The organism is Pantoea sp. GbtcB22, from assembly GCF_019091025.1.
Lineage (GTDB): Bacteria > Pseudomonadota > Gammaproteobacteria > Enterobacterales > Enterobacteriaceae > Pantoea > Pantoea leporis.
This window is the reverse complement of record NZ_JAGXKB010000932.1, coordinates 1-233: the sequence shown is the minus strand read 5'-3', so window position 1 is coordinate 233 and position 233 is coordinate 1. Positions and strand designations below refer to the sequence as shown.

Genomic DNA, 233 nt, shown 5'->3' with positions numbered 1-233 from the left:
CCGCAGGCCAGCAGCAAACGCTCATCTCTGTAGCGTAGCGTGGTACTGTTTTCGCGCACCACAATCTTAAGCGCGTTACCGCGTGAGCGCCGCAAACTATGGACCATCGTTGCTAAAGAACTAATGTCTTGATTATGAACCAGAGTAAAGTTGACCGTGGCGGCATTCGGCTGGTGCGCACGCGAGAACACGCTTTCATTTTCGATAAACAATTTCCATTGCGCCGTAAGCGG

Annotated in this window: 1 protein-coding gene; it reads right to left on the bottom strand. The window is 51.9% G+C overall.

Going from position 1 to position 233, the window contains the following annotated elements; all coding sequences use genetic code 11:
* Positions 1 to 233: BcsE family c-di-GMP-binding protein (locus KVT28_RS27075; RefSeq protein ID WP_217551424.1), on the bottom strand; the 233-nt coding region annotated here is incomplete at both ends.